Source organism: Paenibacillus taichungensis (genome assembly GCF_047302525.1).
In the GTDB taxonomy this organism is placed as follows: Bacteria; Bacillota; Bacilli; order Paenibacillales; family Paenibacillaceae; genus Paenibacillus; species Paenibacillus taichungensis_B.
Genome location: NZ_CP168020.1, coordinates 6120857 through 6140745, shown reverse-complemented (window position 1 = coordinate 6140745; position 19889 = coordinate 6120857). Strand labels below are relative to the sequence as shown.

General features: G+C 46.7%; 19 protein-coding genes. 3 read left to right on the top strand and 16 right to left on the bottom strand.

Annotated features, from left to right (window positions below):
* Positions 1 to 110: 110 nt before the first annotated feature.
* The 3 genes from ACDJ58_RS27990 to ACDJ58_RS27980 all read right to left on the bottom strand — a co-directional run bounded on the left by ACDJ58_RS27990 (position 111) and on the right by ACDJ58_RS27980 (position 1874).
* The gene (locus ACDJ58_RS27990; protein ID WP_413374017.1) at positions 111 to 248 is read right to left on the bottom strand and encodes a hypothetical protein; all 138 of its coding nucleotides are present in this window, start codon (positions 246 to 248) and stop codon (positions 111 to 113) included.
* A 101-nt stretch (positions 249 to 349) separates the two neighbouring features.
* On the bottom strand, positions 350 to 817 hold the full coding sequence (locus tag ACDJ58_RS27985; protein ID WP_413374016.1) for a YfbM family protein: 468 nt from the start codon (positions 815 to 817) through the stop codon (positions 350 to 352).
* A 241-nt stretch (positions 818 to 1058) separates the two neighbouring features.
* Positions 1059 to 1874, bottom strand: a complete 816-nt coding sequence (locus tag ACDJ58_RS27980; RefSeq protein WP_413374015.1) for an SDR family NAD(P)-dependent oxidoreductase — start codon at positions 1872 to 1874, stop codon at positions 1059 to 1061.
* Between the two features lie 192 nt (positions 1875 to 2066).
* Here ACDJ58_RS27980 and ACDJ58_RS27975 point away from each other — a divergent pair, with 192 nt between their 5' ends.
* Complete coding sequence (locus ACDJ58_RS27975) at positions 2067 to 2723, top strand: TetR/AcrR family transcriptional regulator (RefSeq protein WP_413374014.1); 657 nt, start codon at positions 2067 to 2069, stop codon at positions 2721 to 2723.
* A gap of 106 nt (positions 2724 to 2829) precedes the next feature.
* Here ACDJ58_RS27975 and ACDJ58_RS27970 read toward each other — a convergent pair whose 3' ends face one another.
* The 5 genes from ACDJ58_RS27970 to ACDJ58_RS27950 form a co-directional block, all read right to left on the bottom strand.
* A complete protein-coding gene (locus ACDJ58_RS27970; protein ID WP_413374013.1) occupies positions 2830 to 3891 on the bottom strand; it encodes an LLM class flavin-dependent oxidoreductase in 1062 nt (353 codons plus the stop codon).
* Positions 3892 to 4065: 174 nt separating this feature from the next.
* Complete coding sequence (locus tag ACDJ58_RS27965) at positions 4066 to 4878, bottom strand: class I SAM-dependent methyltransferase (protein WP_413374012.1); 813 nt, start codon at positions 4876 to 4878, stop codon at positions 4066 to 4068.
* 432 nt (positions 4879 to 5310) lie between these two features.
* Complete coding sequence (locus ACDJ58_RS27960) at positions 5311 to 5637, bottom strand: type II toxin-antitoxin system RelE/ParE family toxin (protein WP_413374011.1); 327 nt, start codon at positions 5635 to 5637, stop codon at positions 5311 to 5313.
* Positions 5618 to 5893: a type II toxin-antitoxin system Phd/YefM family antitoxin gene (locus tag ACDJ58_RS27955; protein ID WP_413374010.1), complete on the bottom strand. Its 276-nt coding sequence runs from the start codon at positions 5891 to 5893 to the stop codon at positions 5618 to 5620. The genes ACDJ58_RS27960 and ACDJ58_RS27955 overlap by 20 nt, the downstream gene beginning before the upstream one ends.
* 185 nt (positions 5894 to 6078) lie before the next feature.
* Positions 6079 to 6420 (bottom strand): zinc ribbon domain-containing protein YjdM, encoded by a 342-nt coding sequence (locus ACDJ58_RS27950; RefSeq protein WP_413374009.1) that lies wholly within the window; start codon positions 6418 to 6420, stop codon positions 6079 to 6081.
* Between the two features lie 254 nt (positions 6421 to 6674).
* Between ACDJ58_RS27950 and ACDJ58_RS27945 the strand changes: the two genes are divergently transcribed.
* Positions 6675 to 7829 carry a VanZ family protein gene (locus ACDJ58_RS27945; protein WP_413374008.1) on the top strand — a complete coding sequence of 385 codons (1155 nt, stop codon included), beginning with the start codon at positions 6675 to 6677 and terminating at the stop codon, positions 7827 to 7829.
* 170 nt (positions 7830 to 7999) lie between these two features.
* Here the strand turns inward: ACDJ58_RS27945 and ACDJ58_RS27940 are convergent, their stop codons facing one another.
* The 7 genes from ACDJ58_RS27940 to ACDJ58_RS27910 form a co-directional block, all read right to left on the bottom strand.
* Positions 8000 to 9460, bottom strand: a complete 1461-nt coding sequence (locus ACDJ58_RS27940) for a carboxylesterase/lipase family protein (protein ID WP_413374007.1) — start codon at positions 9458 to 9460, stop codon at positions 8000 to 8002.
* 353 nt (positions 9461 to 9813) lie between these two features.
* The gene (locus ACDJ58_RS27935) at positions 9814 to 10824 is read right to left on the bottom strand and encodes a metallophosphoesterase family protein (protein ID WP_413374006.1); all 1011 of its coding nucleotides are present in this window, start codon (positions 10822 to 10824) and stop codon (positions 9814 to 9816) included.
* Positions 10824 to 11159 (bottom strand): DMT family transporter, encoded by a 336-nt coding sequence (locus ACDJ58_RS27930; protein WP_110000479.1) that lies wholly within the window; start codon positions 11157 to 11159, stop codon positions 10824 to 10826. Before ACDJ58_RS27930 ends, ACDJ58_RS27935 begins: the two co-directional genes overlap by 1 nt.
* Complete coding sequence (locus ACDJ58_RS27925) at positions 11156 to 11923, bottom strand: HAD family hydrolase (RefSeq protein ID WP_413374005.1); 768 nt, start codon at positions 11921 to 11923, stop codon at positions 11156 to 11158. Before ACDJ58_RS27925 ends, ACDJ58_RS27930 begins: the two co-directional genes overlap by 4 nt.
* Before the next feature lie 87 nt (positions 11924 to 12010).
* Positions 12011 to 13390, bottom strand: coding sequence for an ABC transporter substrate-binding protein (locus tag ACDJ58_RS27920; protein WP_413374004.1), 1380 nt, complete (start codon positions 13388 to 13390; stop codon positions 12011 to 12013).
* A 34-nt stretch (positions 13391 to 13424) separates the two neighbouring features.
* The gene (locus tag ACDJ58_RS27915) at positions 13425 to 14339 is read right to left on the bottom strand and encodes a carbohydrate ABC transporter permease (RefSeq protein ID WP_413374003.1); all 915 of its coding nucleotides are present in this window, start codon (positions 14337 to 14339) and stop codon (positions 13425 to 13427) included.
* Complete coding sequence (locus ACDJ58_RS27910; protein WP_063565861.1) at positions 14339 to 15214, bottom strand: carbohydrate ABC transporter permease; 876 nt, start codon at positions 15212 to 15214, stop codon at positions 14339 to 14341. The genes ACDJ58_RS27915 and ACDJ58_RS27910 overlap by 1 nt, the downstream gene beginning before the upstream one ends.
* A gap of 200 nt (positions 15215 to 15414) precedes the next feature.
* Here ACDJ58_RS27910 and ACDJ58_RS27905 point away from each other — a divergent pair, with 200 nt between their 5' ends.
* Positions 15415 to 15981: a GbsR/MarR family transcriptional regulator gene (locus tag ACDJ58_RS27905; RefSeq protein WP_076287286.1), complete on the top strand. Its 567-nt coding sequence runs from the start codon at positions 15415 to 15417 to the stop codon at positions 15979 to 15981.
* Positions 15982 to 16220: 239 nt separating this feature from the next.
* Here the strand turns inward: ACDJ58_RS27905 and ACDJ58_RS27900 are convergent, their stop codons facing one another.
* Positions 16221 to 19808, bottom strand: a complete 3588-nt coding sequence (locus ACDJ58_RS27900; RefSeq protein WP_413374002.1) for an S-layer homology domain-containing protein — start codon at positions 19806 to 19808, stop codon at positions 16221 to 16223.
* Positions 19809 to 19889: the final 81 nt, after the last annotated feature.

The window sequence follows — 19889 nt, the reverse complement described above, 5'->3', positions numbered from 1 at the left end:
ACCAAAAAAAGGCCAGACTACTGTCCGACCTCGGGTATGACGTATATTTCAGCATTTGCTTTAGTTGGCTTCGATAACACTATGCCTAGTCCAATCATAATCAGCTGGGTTTACTCTTGTTCTTTACCTTCTGCCTCGTTGCCGCTGTCCTCATCCGATTCTTCACCATGTGCACTTGTAGGGGTTTCAAATTGATCCGGCTCGTCGTCTTGAATGGCTTTGTTCTCTTCATTCTGGTCTTGTGTCATATCGCATTCCCTCTATTCTACCGGAATTTAAGGCAAGGTCTGTTCCTTTGTTTTTATCAATAACCGGAATAAAGACAAATTAAACATGCGGAGGTAAGGGCTTAGAAAATATAAAAAACAATGCTGTTCCCGCTTGCAGCGGTTGCCTGATATAAAGCCTGAATATCGTCCAGTGTCTGAACGATTTCCTGGAATGTCTCGTCTGCGTCCCAATCATCCATGACAGGATACACGCCCTCAGCCACCATTTGCTCCAGGCTAAACCGTCTCTTCAACTCCTCAGGTGTCAGCTGCTCTAACGCCATATACGCTTCAAGCACCTGTTCGTTGGTCAGGAGGAACAGATCCATGTCTGCATAGTTCCCCAAATATTGTTCACCTGCCATAGGGACCACATATCCCAGAGGCGGCTCCCCATATACCATTTCACCGGTCAACGTAAACTGAAGCATCTGCCACATTTTATCGATATCCAGATCGACAGCACAATCATGCACACTGACTTCGCCTGACTTGATGGATTCAATCAATTCCTTGGTGACAACAACATATCTGCCAGACATACCCATACCCTTATCCCTCCTATGTATGTACTTCTCTTCTTTCCCATTAACCGTGCATGTTGTACAAGAATCGGGGTAAAGAGGTGGAAAGGGACAATATTCTCCAAGAAGGAGAGGAATCCATGAAAAAGTTTGATTACAGCCTCAAATGCTGGATGCAGCGTGACCTATGGAGTACTGAAGATTGTTCAGATATAGACGCTGCCAGTGGGTATTCCCGCTAGCAGCGTATTTGGGTTTTTTACGGTTAAGCCTGTGCTTTTTGCGGTTTACCACTCTTCGAACGGGGCCGAAGCATGCCCCCTACGATGCGCAGCATTTGTCTGCGCGGCATAAGGCGGGCGAACTGGGCCGTCCAATAATTGGAGGCACCTGGAACAGCATACGGCTTGCCTGACTCCAACGCCTTCATCGCTACTTCCACAACATGCTCGGGCGTATCCCGTTTGCCTACCGAGGCCTCTTCGGCTCCTACTACGTCAAAGAATGAGGTATCAGTTGAGCCAGGGCATAGAGCCAAAAACTGAACGCCTCGCTTCCGGTTCTCTTCATACAATGCCTCTGTAAAAGAAAGGACGAAAGATTTCGTAGCCCCATATACAGCCATGTATGGATCAGGTTGAAAAGCAGCCGTTGAAGAGACATTGATGACGGCACCGTTCCGTTTTTGCAGCATGCCTGGCAGGAAAAGATGGGTCATGTTCATGACTGCGAGTACATTCAGCATAATCTCTTCCTGCTGCCGTGCACCATCCACCTGCTCAAACATTCCATGCGTGGCAAATCCCGCATTGTTGATTAATACATTAACCTGTATGCCCCGATTCATACATTCCTCATAAACGTGTTGTGATGCATCCGCTTGGGATAGATCCGCTACAATCACTTCCGTCTTCACTTGATAGGTTCGCTCAATCCGTTCTGCCAATTGACGCAATTTGGACTCCGTTCGGGCCACCAAGACCAGATGTTTGCCTTTTGACGCCATTTCCAATGCAAAAGTCTGTCCAATTCCTGAAGAAGCCCCCGTAATGAGTACCCATTGATTCTGAACCTGCTTCATATCTCATCCACCCTTTTCGAACACTCGTTTTTTATTGGAAACACTGTTTCCTAATGAAATCATCGTACTCTCTTGTCTTCTTACTGTCAACTTTTTTTGATCATTTGACGATTTCCAGCGTAAAACAGTAGAATGACGATAAGAAACACGGTTTCCGTTAAACAACAATATGGATGTATGAGGATGAGATAGATGAAAGATCACAATTCGGGTTCCAAAGAATCCGCTCACACGGTCACTACCTTTCAGGAAGCCAGACTCCAGCACTCCGAAAACCTGCGCCAAAATATTGTGCATGCCGCCGCATCCTTGCTGCAAGAGCACGGTCCCGAAGCCGTCACGGTTCGGCGTGTGGCAGAACGAATGGAGTGCTCCACCAAAATCATATATAACCTCTTCGGCAAGAAAGAAGGGTTAGCTAAATATCTATACATGGAGGGGTGCACCCTCCTGTCCCAATCGTTTGAATCCGTGCCTCAGCAAGCATCATTCGAGACATATTTTCGTGACCTTGCTTATGCCTACTGGGATTTCGGGATTACACAATCCAGCTTCTATCAGCTGATGTTTGGCGGTTCATTTGCAGAATTCAAACCAGATGCAGAGAGTCTGCAAGGAACAGCAACTGCCCTCAAACAAATTACGTCCCTGGTTGCGGCCTCAATTGAGCAGGGAATGCTTAAGGAGAATGATCTCCTGCTTGCAGTCCGTATGATCTGGGCCCCTCTGCATGGTGTCATCCACCTGTACCTGGGAGGCCATATTGAGAGTGAGGAAGCCGCCAAACGGCTATATGATCATACGTTGTCCATGGTCATTCTTTCCCTTGTTGGGGTATCCGCGAATTGATAAGCCATAAATTGATAAAGAAACGAAAAAAGGAGCAGGCACTTCATCGCTCGGATGAAGGACCTGCTCCTTTTTATAATTATATATAAGGGATTACCATTACCAATTAACGCGCGGTTTCGTTCTCAGCTTCCCAACGCGAGATTTCAGCACGAACTTTGGGAGCCACCTCTTTCCCGAGCAGTTCAATAGCTCTCATCACTTCTTTATGCGGCATCGTGCCGAGGGGAGTGTGTAACATGAAGCGTGTGATACCAACTTCTTTGCGCAGATAGATAATCTTTTGAGCCACGGTATCCACATCACCCACATACAATGCGCCTTCCAGACTGCGTGCCGCGTCAAAGGTTGCACGGCTGTAGTGTCCCCAGCCGCGTTCACGGCCCAGTATGTTCATGACTGCTTGTGCGGGCGGGAAGAATTTCTCTACCGCTTCATCTGTTGTATCCGCAATGAACCCATGGGAGTGGGAAGCCACAGTCAGTTTTGAAGCGTCGTGACCTGCATGTGCGGCTGCTTTTTTGTACAACTCCACCAGTGGTGCGAATTGAACGGGGCGACCACCAATAATGGCGAGTACAAGCGGTAATCCAAGTAAACCTGCGCGGACAACCGATTCCTGGTTACCGCCACTACCGATCCATACAGGCAGCTTCTCTTGTACCGGACGTGGGTAGATGCCCAGATTGTTAAAGGAAGGGCGGTGTTTGCCTTCCCAAGTTACTTTTTCCGAATCACGCAGCTTTAAGAGCAGCTCCAGTTTCTCGTCAAACAACTCATCATAGTCATTCAGATCATAACCGAACAATGGGAATGATTCGATGAATGATCCCCGCCCTGCCATAATCTCCGCACGCCCATTCGAAATGCCGTCCAGCGTTGCAAAATCCTGAAATACCCGTACCGGGTCAGCCGATGATAGCACCGTTACAGCGCTAGTTAGGCGAATGCGTTTGGTCTGTGAAGCTGCGGCGGCCAGAATTATAGCTGGTGATGAAGCGGCATAGTCGGCACGGTGATGTTCTCCCACGCCGTATACATCCAGCCCCACCTGATCTGCCAAAACAATCTCTTCAACGACGTCGCGAATACGCTGCGCATGACTTATAAGTTCTCCTGTGTTTACATCTGGGTTCGTCTCCACAAATGTACTGATTCCGATTTCCATTGTCTATTCCTCCCTGTTATGAAGCGATCCGTCGTTCATCTAACCTATTGTAAGTAGATCACCTTTTGTTATTTATCTTAATATTGAACTATTTTGAGGAAAAATACAAGTGCCCCCTGTTTTCCAGAGGGCAATTTCGTGACATATTCTTCTCAAAATCCAATGATTTCATGATTATTTCTTTTTCCCAATGTACAGCAGGTGAGACGAGATTCCCAATATCGACGGGTCTTTGGCCGCCTCAATCATGTACTGGATCAACTCATCGTATTCTCCGCGTTCCTTCCAATATTGCTGCTGCTCTTCTGTGAGCATAGCTCTCAGACTGGACGATCCAATCAGGTTTACCGTTTCAAATCCGTACTGCTCCATAAACGGGTTAATATCCTGAATGTTGAAATAGTACGCTCCCGTAAACCGTCCCTGATCCAGATGATCGAATGTCCCCTTTTCCACAAAAGATCGGATAGCTTCCATGTGGTCATGTGGCTTCCATTGCTGCGGGAATTGCAAAGAGGTAATGCCCATTCGCATGCGGCTCTGCATCGCTACAAACACGGTTCCCCCACGCTTTGTGACCCGGTGCAGCTCCCGTACCGCAGCCACTCGTTCTTCTTCCGTCTGCAAATGATATAACGGTCCCAGCATCAGAGAAGCATCATACGTCTCATCTGCAATTCCGTTAAGATGGGTCGCATCCAATACATGAAATCCGTCAAAATGCTGAGTCAGATCCAATTCCTTTGCCTTCTGCCGAGCCACATCCACAGATGCAGGGGTCAGGTCTGACAGCGTGACATGGTATCCGAGCCTGGCAAGCTCCATTGCATATTTGCCTGGTCCTGCGCCATTGTCCAGCACAAGTCCGGTTGTCGGAAGTGACTCTCGGATATAATGCATGTTAATGATGAACTCGAGCGGTTCCCGGTCCAACCTTCCCCACTCGTCAAATCTGGAATAATAATCAATCACACGTGATCTTTCCATGATTCTGCACCTGCCTTTTCTCAACATTAAAGCCATATAAAAAAACAAAAAACCTGCCGCCTCAACTAAGAGGCGACAGGTCTGACCTTCGCGGTACCACTCTTCTTGATCCATGAACAGGATTGGAAACATCATGCTCCAACCTATCCTGCCATAGCATCTCAGGACCTGATGACGGAGGTTAACCGTCAGGAACTACATGAAGTCAGCGTATAGCATCATTTTCAGTATCCAGCCCTTTCGTGTGCTGAACACTGACGATACTTACGTAACTACGATTCGATCCTGCTGCTCACAGGTGAGTTGGGGAAAGGTTGGACTGCCTTGCACCATAGCGACAGTTCTCTGGACCAAACCTTGAACCTTACTACTCCTGATCATTGCATTTGACTGTTAAATTTTAACCAGTATAGTACTTCTAAATATTTCCTGTCAATTCATTTCAAATAAATCCCGGAGGTAATCTCTCCGCCCATGCAAGATGCGATAAATGATAATATCCTCTCCAACAATGCGGTAAAAAACCAGATAGGGAGAAACGACGATAAACCGGTATCCTCGCTGGATCAGGTTATAATCATCCTCTGACAAAACAGAACCTATATTGGGAAAATCGGCAATATTCCTTATTTTTCCATCCAGTTTATCAAGCATCTTTTCTGCCTGTTCTACGTTATCCATAGATATATAAGAGAAAATTTCGTCCAGATCATCAACAGCAGCAGGAGTATATCGGATGCTACTCTGTTTTGGAAGCATCCAATTTTCTCCGTAATCGTGTCATCACTTGCTCGTGACTGGGCAACTCTTCACCTTCAGCCACCTGTTTCTCAGCGACGAGTAGTTTGGATTGCAACGCGTTTCTGGCTTCCATTCTCCGGTACGCTTCATGGCTCATCACGACTAAATCAGCTTCTCCATTGCGGGTAAGTATCACGGGCTCATCCAGCTCATGACAATATTTAGAGAACCCGTTATAGTCCTTGCGTATTGTAGTTGATGGTTTGATCTGCATAACTTCCCTCCGATATCATTATAATCACTTAATTATAACATTATAATACTACTTTATTCATCTTGCTTCTTTCTCCACACAACAAAAAAGAACCTTCACTTCCACAGCGTTGCAGAAGTGAACGTTCTTTATGTTTTAAGACAAGGCCAATAACATGGCAATCCAGTGTTGCCTAAGGGAATTTGCTAGATTTTTTTCACAAACTCGGACTTCAGCTTCATTGCGCCCAGGCTGTCGATTTTGCAGTCGATGTCATGGTCACCGTCAATCAGTCGGATGTTTTTGACTTTGGTGCCCTGCTTAACTACCAGTGAGCTTCCCTTCACCTTCAAATCCTTAATGACCGTAACGGTATCGCCATCATTCAGGACATTACCATTGGAATCGCGTACTACTTTATTTTCTTCCGGATTCTCTTCTTCTGACGCTAGCGCCCATTCGTGCGCACACTCTGGACACACCAACAAATTCCCGTCCTCGTAAGTGTATTCGGAATTACATTTGGGGCAATTAGGCAAATTAGACATATGTATTAAACTCTCCATTCATTTTGTGGCTTCCTCGCAAGTATACGGGAATGCAGTCCATTGTTCCACATAGGCCACGGTGGTTAATTGATTTTAAACTAAATTTAAGATTGCCCCGCCCCCTGATTTAAGGAAGGTTCCTTATACTGAAGCTATAGAAGAAAAAAGGTGGAGCATCACAACGAAATACTATTTTCAAAAGTCGTGTCTCACACGAAATGCTGATATACATCCTATAAAAGGAGTTTCTGCTTATGTCACCCTATGTTTTTCCTGTCCAAACGGCTTTCTTTATTTTTGTCCTTATCGCCATGTTTCTGCTGGTGCCTTGGTTAATCTACGGATATCGGAAAGATGGATTTTTTAGCTGGTCGCGGTTTGGCGTCAGCTTTTCATTTATTTTCTACTTGCTGGCTGCGTATTGTCTGGTTATTCTTCCTTTCCCGACCACTCGTAATACATGTGCGCAGCAAGCAGCGGCTACGGTTTATTACAACCTTGTTCCGTTCACCTTTGTAAAAGATATTATGAAAGAAACACCAATCATCTGGTCTCAACCCGCCAGCTATATTGGAATGATTCAGGGCAGAGCTTTTCTGCAAGTTTTGTTCAACGTAATGCTTCTCATGCCACTTGGCGTGTATATCCGTTATTTTTGGCAAAAGAGATCGTACTGGAAACAGGCTTTGTTAAGCGGATTCGGCTTGTCCCTCTTCTTTGAGATTACCCAGATCACCGGCTTCTACGGTTATTATGATTGCCCTTATCGGTTATTTGACGTGGATGATCTCCTGCTGAATACATCAGGAACGGTACTTGGATTTTTCGCAGCTCCCATCTTGCTTGCCTTATTCCCGTCTCGTGTAAGTATTCAGGCGAAGAGCGAGCAGATTCTGGAACAAAACAAGGTCTATCCTGTGCCTCAATTGCTCGCGCTTATCATTGACGGTGTAGTTGTTGTATTCCTGTCCAATCTGATGTCCATTTTCAATTGGAGTAATACAAATGTGATCGTCAGTACGCTAAATACGGTGATCGCCATGCTGTTTGTATTTTTCTTTATTCCATCATTACGAGATGGTAAGACTCCAGGGTCCGCCCTAATGCGGTTCAGATATGTTAACCGGGAAACTGGCGATCCTTCAAGCGCATCACTGTTCAAAAGGTTGCTGGCACTTTATGCCCCTTGGATCTTGGTCACCGTAGCTCAATTCATAACCGATTATGCCTTTCTGAACGAAAATGCGATGCTCGAACCTTATAAGGTGTGGATCTCTGTCGGAATTTTTGGTCTGCATATGCTTATTCTCTTGGTGTTGTTCATTCATGTCATGCTGGTGCTGTTCTCCCGAGGCAAGCGAGCTTTTTACTGTGATGATGTGTCCAAGACAAGAGCATCCCGAAAGTAAATGCTGGACTCATTCCACTCACAGCACATAGGTTCAGGTGAAAAATAGTACCGTAGCGTTTGCCATTACAGTCGGCAAGTTTGATCCATCGTAAAAAAAGGTGTGCCTCGTCAACTAATGACGAGGCACACCTTTTAGCTATGTTGAGATGAAGTTCAGAGGTCGTCGAACTATAGCCCCAGCAGCTCACGTTTGGAAGCTTCCGGATCATGGACCAACTCCAATTCATGATTGAAAATCAGCGTAGCCCGATCATCTTCGTAGGCAGGCCAATTTACTCCCGCTGTCTCAGGCTTGCCCTGCTTGGCAAACGAAATCCATGCATCCTGCACTTTACCCGCAAGTTTTACCGCGGCAGCATCCGGTTCGGCATTCATAAACTTCAATACAGGTAACGTATTAAAAGCAAAGAAGATATCGATGCTATGGATTGATTTTTGCAGCAGTGGATGCTCCGGCATCACCCAATCAAATCGATACATCCATACAGGTGCATGCTTCTGCTGAGCAGCCGCATATTGCACAGCCGAGCGCCAGAAGAACAGATCCGTCATCACCTGGGCTTGACCATTTGCAGTTTTGGGATAACTGTCCGCAATGGCAGCCCGATTCTCCAGATCAGGTGTCATGAAATCAACAGCTTTCACCATGTTGATCTCTTCAGAGTAAGGCACCTGAGGCTGAATGAACAATGAGCCTTCATGCAAGGTGGTTCCGATGAGTACAGGGATGTCCTGTGCCGCGCCCTCTTCTACCGCCTGGAGAGGCGACTTCGGAAGTGTAACTCCATCCAGTACGGGCTGGAACAACAGGGCCATACCTGCACCGCTTTGTTGTTTGACCGTCTCGCCAGCAGCGATGATTTGCTCCACTGGAATGGTTTTAAGTTTATGCAGGTCATCTGGTGTTACACCCAGTACCTTCAGCATGCCATCACGAATGGCTGAAGCCTGATCTGCTGGCACGACTTGTGAAGCTCCACTTTGCATAATGGCGCGATGGAACAATCCTTTGGCTGCTGGCATCGCCATCAAAGCGGCAATACTCATGCTGCCCGCGGACTCTCCGAATACAGTGACGTTATGCGAATCACCGCCAAAAGCCTCAATGTTGTCCAGTACCCATTGCAGCGCAGCAATCTGATCCAGTAAACCCACATTGGATGCAAAACCTTCTCCAAGCGGAGCCAGATGCAGGAACCCTAGCGGCCCCAGGCGGTAGTTGATTGTCACGACGATAACGTCTCCCCGAAGGACGAGTTGTGTTCCATCGTACATCGGCTGGCTGCCAGCGCCTGAAACGAATGATCCGCCATGAATCCATACCATCACGGGAAGTGGATCATGGCTTTCTTTTTCAGGTGCCCAGACATTCAGGTAAAGACTATCTTCCGATTCCACTGGAGGCTGTCCGGATATGGCCTCGGTTTGAGGATTTCTTGGCTGTATATTTTCAGGGCCGTATTGCTTCGCCTCTCTGACTCCGTCCCAAATCTCGGGTGGAACCGGAGCCTGAAAGCGTAATTCACCCACGGGTGGTTTAGCATAAGGAATGCCTTTCCATACACTTGCTCCATGCAGAAGCTCTCCTTGAACCGTGCCATATCTTGTGTTCACTTGAAGTTCCCTCATGCGCATATACATCCTCTCTACTGATCGATAGTTCCAGCTTACGACTGGTGTTGCTCAGATCCGGGTGTAACTTTGGGCTGACGAAATTCTGTCTCAAGGTTTATTATTAAATAACGTACACGAAGAATAATCTTGTATTGCTTCAACGCCCTTTCGTACGTACTGGCAGGCGCGTTTCCACTTATTTGAGTATAGATCTCCGCGAGACCCATTTACAAGTTTGTCCAGATTCAACCGCCACAACTACGTTTCACGTGGAACTTTTACAGCAATAATAAAGACTCCGCTACAACTAACGAGCGAAGTCTTCTATTGCTGCCCTGCATATTTCATCAACTTACCCGATGTATGGATCAATTACCCCCATTTACTTTTACCGGATAATGAATTGTATATTCCGCGCCTTCAATCCAGCTCCCCGTCACATGATCACGCCCCTTAACGACAACCCGATCACGGTATACATCCACATGTAAACTCTCACTTCCCTCCAGATGCTCATCCTCATCCGTCCAAAGATAAGCTACAGAGGAAGCATTAAACATCGTTGGCATCTGTCCGCCACCTTCGTACATGGTACGTTGAGCCTCTAATTGCCAATGGGTGTGCCCAGAGAAGAGGATGACCTGCGGATAACGACTTAGAACAGCCTTTAATGCTGCGTCCTGATTCACGCCATACCAACCCTGTTCCTTCATGGAACCGGCGACTGTATCCATTAGTGGTTGATGGAGGAAGACAAAAATCGGCTGCTCAGGCAACGCTTGTTCCGACAGTTTGGTTTCCAGCCATTGCATCTGTTCGACAGACATATCACAATCTTTCGGATGAGGCTGCTCCGTACCCAGGAAGATATAATGATATCCGTCGATCCAGTGGTCGTGGTACGATCCGTTCATACCTGTGATTGCTGTAAAATCGTTCAACCGCTTCTGCCATAACTCTTCAATCGAGATCGATTCTTGCAGTTTTTCAATATCATGAGCCTCTATTTGGCCCATATCCCCTGAATGCCCCAGCACCTTACCCACCTCATGCTGGGTCATTGTGATCAAGTTCAGCGGTGGTTCTCCCCATAGAATGGCTCCAATATCATGATTGCCTACGGTGTAACGTATTTGAGGTAGTGAATCACCGTGAGCCTCCAATATACGCTGCAACTCCTGGTATTCTTGCGGCAGTCCACGATCGGTAACATCGCCCACATGCATAATCCCGCTGCTGCCATGGCTATACGTTGCGATGTCTTCCAGCGCTTTCTCCAGATGACGGTTATGGATATGATCAGCCTGCTCTCTCACATGAGTATCTGTGATGACCTGGAAGCTGATTATCGGTTGTTCGTATTTATTTTCATTATCCATCAGGAATCACTCCATTTCAGTCCAATAATGCCAATCAGAATAAAGCCCATCCAGACGATCGACATCGCCTTCAGACGTTCTCCCAGAAAGTAATGTCCCACGATCCCAATCAATGTAATGCCTATGCCCGACCAGATGGCATAAGCAACACCCAGCGGCATATACTTCACAGCAAAATTCAACAGGGTAAAGCTCGCTCCATAACAGGCAAACATAAGAATGGAAGGCCATAAGCGGGTAAAACCATCCGAGACCCTCATCAGAATCGTACCACTGAGCTCCAATCCAATCGCTAGGGCAAGCAGTATCCATCCCGTATACGAATGACTCGTCATCGGTTTACCTCGACTTCCAGCAATTCATCAAACGAACGAACCGTAAGATCTGCGAGCTTGATATGAGCAGGTTCACCGACAGCAATCTTCCAGGCAGCTCCCGCAGCACGAGCCATCTCCATATCACCATCCGTATCGCCGATCACGACAGCTCTTGCAGTAGGTACACCCAGACGCTCACACGCCAGCAACAACATGTCAGGAAACGGCTTTCCCCGTCCAACCTGATCCGTTCCTACAACTACGGAGAAAAAAGATTCAATACCCATCCACTTCAAATGAATTAGGGCATTTTCTGTCTCATCCGCTGTGACGACGCCCATTTTCACCCCCTTGTTGCGACACTGTTCAAGAAATGCAAGAACGCCTGGGAGGGGCTGAGCAGGGCGTTCCTTATTCATCGCGTATTCTGCCTGTAGCAAACATTCCCTCACAATAATTTTCGCTTCCGCCCAGCTCAATCCTGCACGATAGCCATGCCAAGTTAATACGGCGTAAACTTCCTCCATCGTTCCCATGGCAAGGGGCCCTCGCACATCATAACCGTTCATTCGTCCCTGCTCATCATGGAATGTTCCCCATATATGAGGAATCTCTGCTGCATTGAACTGAAGGCCACGGGCAGCAAGCTCTTCTCGGAAGTTCTCCATCACACGATCTGTCCAGAAGCCCCACATAGCTGTAAAATCAAGCAATGTCCCATCCTTGTCAAATAAAATAGCCTCAATTGGGGTAGAAAGGCTCCCCAGCGTTAATTCGGGCATTGGTTACGCTCCTTGTCTGCTGAATTACTAAGTCAGAAAAGCGGCACATGACTGCACCGCTCCTCCAAGTTAAGCTTGTTTCCCTTGTTATTTCACGCGATCCAATTCTTTTTGAGCCTTTTCTTTGGCTTCTTTCAGCGCTTGTGCCGCTGGAATGTTATTAATCTGTACCTGATCTGCTGCATCCTTCAGCGCATCATTGATTTTGCCTCCAGTCGGGTCCTGGAACGGAGCCGAAGCATGGGAAGCCTGCTGCAGTGGAACCTTGATTTGCGGGTTCTCTTCACTGAACGTTTTGAAAGCAGGATCTTCTTGAGCAGATTGACGAACTGCAATGTAACCTGTGTTCATGGACCAAGCTGCTGTATTCGCTGTTTCCGAGAAATACGTCAGCCATTTATAAGCTGCTTGTTGCTGTTCTGGACTTGCTTCGGCCGGGATACCTGCCATGATCGCACTCGCTACAGGTTTGCCTTGGCCTACACCTTCCCAGCCCGGTTGTTCCATAGCTGCAACGATGCTGAAATCCAGATCTCCCTGATCACCGCTGGAACCGGTGTATCCAGCTGCTTTATTTTTCATCACATCATCAATGGTTTTGTACCAGTACTCCCAGCCTTGGCCGCCAAAATGAATACCCATGGTCTTGTCCTCATTAATCCACTTGCGGAACAGCTCCCACGTCTCTACCCATTCCGGTGAATCAATCGTTACGGTCTTGCCGTCATCACTCAGAATCTTCCCGCCTTTACCCAGCACGGCGTCGATCATGTTATCGCTACCCCACATCGGCTCCCAGCCATAGAAGGTTGTCTTGCCATTCTCCTGCTTGCTCATCTTCGCTGCCGCTTCAGCAAGTGCTTCCCACGTGGTCAGAGTGGCAGGATCGATATTATTCTCTTTCAGCGCATCCATACGGTAATACATGATCTGAGTTGTTCCGTACATCGGTAAGAAATATTGCTTGCCGTCTACTTTCCCCTGCTCCAGGAAGGTCTGCACGTAATTTTCCTTGTTAAAGCTCTGATCAGCAGCGATTAGCTCATCCAGGGATGAATAGTAGCCTTTGCGCGCCCAGTCGATATTGGAGCTTAGTACAGCGGCGGGTACTTTTTTCGAGGCAATGGCTGCCTGCAGTTTTTGTTCCGTCTCCGTGTAATCTGCTTGTACAATCCCTTTCACAACAACTTCGCTCTGGGATGCATTGAAGGCGTCAATCGTCTTCTTCATGTTATCTCCCAGGTTACCACCCAGACCATACCAGAACTCAATCTCGACCGGACTACTTGATGCAGAATCAGCCCCATTCGCAGCAGCTGCATCTGAACCCGTGCCTGTGCCGCTATCGGCTGAGGAACCACATGCGGTGATCAGGGCAAAACTCGCAGCCAGTACCAGCGACATGCCCCCTCTCCACCTGAGCTTTAATTTGTTCCGCCATTTCATACTCGCTTGACCCAATTTCATTTTGATTCCTCCTATATAAAGTATATTGTGAAAATCAGTTCTTGTTAACGCCGGCAGTAATATTCACACTCTGCATAATCGTTTTCTGGGTAAACAGGAAAAGGATAAGCAGCGGTGCGATGGTAAAGGCACTGGCAGCCATGATCTGCGGCCATGCCAGACCGTAGGCTCCACCCTCCACGAAAAAGCTGCGCAGACCTGCGGATACCAGTTGAAGATTCGGGTCTTTGGTAATGAGCATCGGCCAGAAATAGTTGTTGTACTGGTCAATGAATGTAATCAACACCATCACGGCAAACGACGAACGAACCAGCGGCGTCATAATGGTCCACAGAATGCGGAAGTGCGACGCTCCATCCAACTGGCCGGCTTCCACCAATTCGTGGGACACCTGCATGAACGCCTGACGGATCAGGAAGATAGAGAACACACTGACACAGTTGGACACAATCAGTCCGGTGTAGGAATCCAGTAATTTAAGTTCGCTGAGCACCAAATAACTGGGCAAATAAACGGCGGTACTCGGAATCATGTAGCCTACCAGAATCAGTCCGGTGAGTACCCCTTTTATACGAAAACGCATATGGGTGAGTGCATAGGCCATCATGCTGGAGTTAATGACCTGGATCAGACAGATCGCTGCCGCTACCCCTGTACTGTTCAGAATGTAACGGGCAAATGGAGCAGACTGCCACGCATCCACGTAATTGTTCCAGCGGAACGTTTCGGGCCAGAAGGTTGGCGGGAACTGCCAGATCTCGTCATTCGTCTTGAAACCGCTAATGACCATCCAGTAGAACGGAAATGCCATCGTCAGACTAACCAGAGCAAGAAGCAGATAGCGGATTGCGATAGCAAATCCTTTTCCTGTACGAGAGACCTTCCGTTTCTGCACTTCCTCACGACTATTATCTTTTCTTGTTTGTTTGGTTAAAGTAGTCATGTTCATCAGTAATGCACCAGGCGTCGGCCGAGCAGGAAGGATACTCCTGACAGCAGAACGCAGATCAGAATAATAACGACGGCGATGGAAGAAGCCTCACCCACATTGAAGGACTCAAATGCAGATTGATAATACATATAAAGCAAGGTCCTTGTTGATCCCGCCGGTCCCCCTTGCGTCATCACATTGATCTGGTCATAAGCCTGAAGCGACTGGATCGTCAGGATGATGGACAGGAAGAACGTGGTGGGTGAGATCAACGGCAGTGTAATGCTTCGGAACTTGTCCCAACTGCCTGCTCCATCAATCGATGCCGCTTCAAGTAAATCGGATGGTAGATTACGCAATGCAACCAGGTAGAATACCATGGACCAGCCAATCGACTTCCACAGCGTGACGATGAGAACAGCTACCAATGCCCAGTTCTGATCTTTCAGCCAGCCGATCGGGGATATACCGACCCAGCCAAGCAGCAGGTTGGCCAGCCCCACTTCAGGTTCGAAAATCCATGACCACGCAATGGAGACTGCGACAGTCGGAGTCACCCAAGGGGAGAACAGCAGCGTCCGGAACAGACCGGAGGACTTAATCTTGCTGTTCATGAGCATGGCCAGCGCCAGTCCACCCACAATCGTAGGCACTACACTTCCAAGACCGAACAACAGCGTAACTTTTAATGAACGGTAAAATTCAGAATTGGTTAGCAGATAGCTGTAGTTATCCAAACCGACGAATAATTTGTCAGGACTCATGAAGTCCCAATCCGTAAAACTCAGATATACAATGTATCCCAGAGGCCCCAGCCAGAAAATGAGTAATGGGATAAGGGCAGGAAGGGTGAAGAGAACCGCTTCTGTCTCCCTCCATAATTTCACACGCAATTTGCACACTCCTAATCGTCCAAATTTTATTTAATTTCTCTAAAAATCAAACCTTCAAACACCCTTTAATCTCTTCTGTACAAAAATGATTGTATAATACATTTGAAAAATGTAATTCCGGGTTATGTTAAAATAACGCGAGGTCATGTAAAATATGAAAAGGAAACAGGGAGTCCCATCCATATACTAGAGGTGAGATTGTGGGAAAAGAAGCTGCCGAGGACCAGAACCATTCGTCGTTGTCCTATCGGCCCGAGCTGAGGGAGAAAGTCATTGACGCCATTGCCAATACCATGGATCTGTATGGAGTCAATCATTCATTTGGTCAACTGTATGGCATTATGTATTTTGAGGATCGTCCAATGACGCTGGAAGAGATGAAAACGTCCATGAACATGAGCAAAAGTAATATGAGTTATGCTGTACGTTCGCTTACCGAATCTCAGATGATCTATAAATTGGAGGAAAAGCGGGAACGTCAGGATCAGTATCTGGCCGAAACCAACTTTTTCCGTACGTTTCAGAACTTCTTCGGGGCCAAGCTTCAACGGGAAATCGATGTGATGCAGGAAAGCCTCCGGGAGGTCATTCCGCAGTTATCGGAGATTATTCTCGCCAGAACAACTCCGCCGGAGGAACGGGAAGACGCTTTGCGGGATTTGCATAAACTTCAGCATGCCGAGCAGTATTATGATTGGTTGCAGGGATTTGTAGATCAACTGCGAGATGGTGTTTTTTACAAAGACGCTCCACATGAAAGTGATTAATGCAGCGTTGCGAGGGCTGTAGGGGGAATTTCACTTTTACACTTGTAGCCTTATGTTCAGCTCGCTAAGGAATCATATGCTTTATTATGAATAGCATTCACTCCGTTCGTTTAACTAAAAAATCCAGCTCAGTGAGCAACGATGGATGCAGGACTTGTTCTGGCTTTAAATAATTAAAAGGGGAGCCCGCCATGTTTTCATGGTTGGGGCTCCCCTTTGTTGTTATAGATATGGTTATCTTATTTCTGTGCCGCAGCCTCAATGTCTGCATAAGCCCAGTGTGTTGCAGGTACGTCTGTAAAAGATGGCGTAGTTACGCCTGTTGCCGGCGTCCGTTTGAACAATACATTTAATACTTTCACGGCTTCAGCGCGGGTAAGTTTGTTGTCCGGTTTAAATGTACCATCGTTATATCCGGTCATCAGGCCAGCCGATTGAACGTAGGCAATCGCATCAGAAGCCCAAAGGTCGGCGGACACATCTGTGAATCCAGCACCATCCGTTTCTTGTGATGTGCTGCTTGTCTCATCAGCGCTTTGTTGCTGTATCCAGCGGTATGCAATGGTCGCCATTTGTGCACGGGTAATTGAACCCTCTGGCGCAAATCGAGTGGCGTTCATACCATTCATGATGCCTGCGGATTGCGCCTTTTCAATATCGCTTGCTGCCCAATGGGTTGCAGATACATCGTCATAGTTTACAGCGTTCGCAAATGCGGTTCCCGCTTCATCAGACAAATTACGAGCCAGCATCGCTGCCATTTGCGCACGTGTTACGAATGCATCCGGACGGAAATCAGCACCAAAGCCGTTGATATACGGGTTGTGCGAGCCTTGGGAAGCTTTCAGTCCATCCACCACAACGAGCGTGAACGTGCTGAATTTGTTAACTGTAAATTCAATACCTTCATTGGAATCGCTGAGATTCACCAGTTTGCCTTGAATCAACTCTTTCGTACCGTCACTGTGTTCAATGTACACAGCCAGGTTATCCAAAGCTTGCTGGCGAGCAGCAGGGTCAGTTGGAAGACTGTCGCGCAGCGGCAATGTCAGTGTTACTTCATGGCTTTGCATATTCGTTTCGATTTCAACTGGACGAGCCAGTACTTTTACGTTGGTATTTGGAGCAATCTGTTGGATCAACTGCTCTTTCTTCGCACGTTCTTCTACTTCCTTGCGCTCGGATTCCTTTTTCAAAGGAACTAAACGGAAGTACAAATCCTGGTCAAATCCGGCAATTGACTTTGTTGGAACCGAGATAATGACGTTCTCTGTGGAAATCTCAAGGTTAAGTCCACCATCATTCAGCTGTTTCACCGCTGCTTTTGACAGTTCAATGCGCGTCTCGGACACAGCATCTTTGGCGTCAGGGATGACAATGCGTGCAGTATTCATGTTTAATTGCTTCGCTTTTTCCACCGATTCCTTGGCAATCGCCTCAGACATTTTCACGAGGTCCTTGATCGTACCGTCGGCCTCGGTTGTACGTGTGATTGGTGTTTTGGTCAGGTTGGTGCCATTCGCTCCGTTCACGTCCACGACAATTTGTTCCTGCTTGGTCGTCGGCGTAGTCGTTGCAGGTGTAGTCACTGACGATCCTCCACCTGTGCTTCCACCCGGGTTAGGTGTTGAACCATTTCCGTTATTGCTATCTCCATTTGCCGTGAAGACAATCTTCACCGCGCGTCCTGGCAATAAGTCACTGATGGCTTTGTAACGAACCCATACCGTTTTGTCACCACTAAAATCAAATTTCTGAATAGAGGCAACATCAATCCAGTTCAGTTTGCCGTTAAAAGAGATCTCCATTGTGTCATCCAAGCCAGTTATGGTGTTGTTGATATCATTTCCCGTTACATTGGGGGCCGTAAAGAATCGGTTGATTACATATTGTAGATTCCCAACATCATCGTAGCTGTCTTGTTCATTAAGCACCCATTCGGCCAGTTCTTTTTTGCCTTCCGGGCTGAGTTCAGCTCTTTTGGACAAATCAAGGGCACCTGAAAGATTGAATTTGTATTGGTCAAAGAAATTGTGTCCGTTAAACTGTTCATTCATGGTTGTCTCAAGCCATTGATTCATTTGGTTTATAGTCGTGGCATTCTCGATAGGTTCGAATGGTATGGATAGGAGTCCAAGGACAAAGCGCGGATCAGCAATCTCTACTTGGGCCTGTTTCGAAACTCGTTCCACTCCCAACAAATGCAGATACTTAAAAGCAAATATAGGCTTGTTCACCTTGCTTAGTTCCAGATGATGCAGCCCAACTTGACGAAGCATATCTGTCTCAGGGTCATCAAAATAATCGGGTCCTTCAGACAGTTTCTGTGCAAAAAGATCCAGCTTACCTTGAAGTACACCTAGTTCTCTTTGCTCCCAGATCAACTGAGCCTGCACAGCAAGTTCGATCATATATTGAACTTGTTCCTTATTTTCATAATCTTTCTTGATATTATCGTACAAGAACTCTGCCACATAGTCTTTGACCTGCTTAGATAAGGAACCGTACTCATTTGGTAAATTAATACCCAAATCAGGATTCTCCATAGCCAGACGCATAGCATCTATATTTTTGTTAACTCTTGCAGCATTTACGGCAGCCAACGCATCACTTTCATTGTTAGGGAAAAATTGATTAAAAACGGTCTGAATGGCTTCAAAACTTTCATATCCATTAACCGGTCTTTCACTAAGCATATGGCTAGCCAATTGCTCCTGCTCTTCGGTTGTCAGGTTATCCATTTTGCTGATATCTAGAGACAAGCTCTCCATTGGGTTTTCCGAGTTAGCTGTATTATATGACTCGATATCCAACTGAAGCTCAAGCAGCTTCTGCAACGATGACAACATTTCCTCTGTCGTCTCCGTTTTATTATTAATTAAAGGTGTGTCCATTACTGCTGTATCCATATAAGACAGAACACGTGAAATTGAAGGGCTCCTTTTGAGTTTAAACTCATATAAATAAGCCGTCATACGTTTTTCGATTGCGGATGATTCAAGATACAAATCAACCAATTGATAGAATTGACTTCCAGTGGCAGGATATTCAAAATCCCGCACTCGCTCTGCTTGCTTTGCATATAGGTCATCAAGCGCAGCTACTGCATTTGGCCCACCGATTTGGCGAGTCACCTCAAGGGCTCTCAGAGCTAATTGCACCAAAAACCGTACTTGCTCCTTTCTCTCATACCCATCGTTTGTCGGTGGATCAATACTCAACAAATAAACTGCGATATCCGACTGATCGTCTTCAGACAAGGATTTGAAATTAGGCTCAGCTATGAATTGTTCATTACTAAGCAATTCAATCACTGCTGGTATGAAATTGGCGTTCTCGTGCTCATTTCTTTTTTTAATATCGTTGAACTGATCCAGCTCACTCAGCTGCACAGTGAATTCAATAGATTGCATTTGATACGCAGCTTCCAAATATCGATCTTTAACAACGACATTGAAATAGTAGGTATCGCCTTCGATTAGATCTGTAATTATTTTTGAATATGTACCATCTGTAGATTCTGAACCATTAATAGGATCACCGTAGGAACGTCCTGATGTTCCGCTAATTTGTTGCATGTCTGTAAGATCAGGAGCATTAGATATGTAAACCTGGTAATTTACATCAGGTGGTGTAGAAGATTCGGATCGTGCATACTCCCACTGTAGTTCTATTGAGTTCTCGTCCACATACTTTATCGTTAATAGACCATTATTCCCTGGTACCGGATACGATGCTCCTGCACTTACCTTTCCTGCAGGTGCTGCCAACCATGGAGCTACCAACACCAAAATAAGCAGCATGCTCATTATTTTTCTGTATTGCATATATTCTTTCCTCCCTAATCTCGGCTCTCAAAGATAGGTCTACTGTAGTACACAACTCTGAACGGATTCTGAACATCCGCC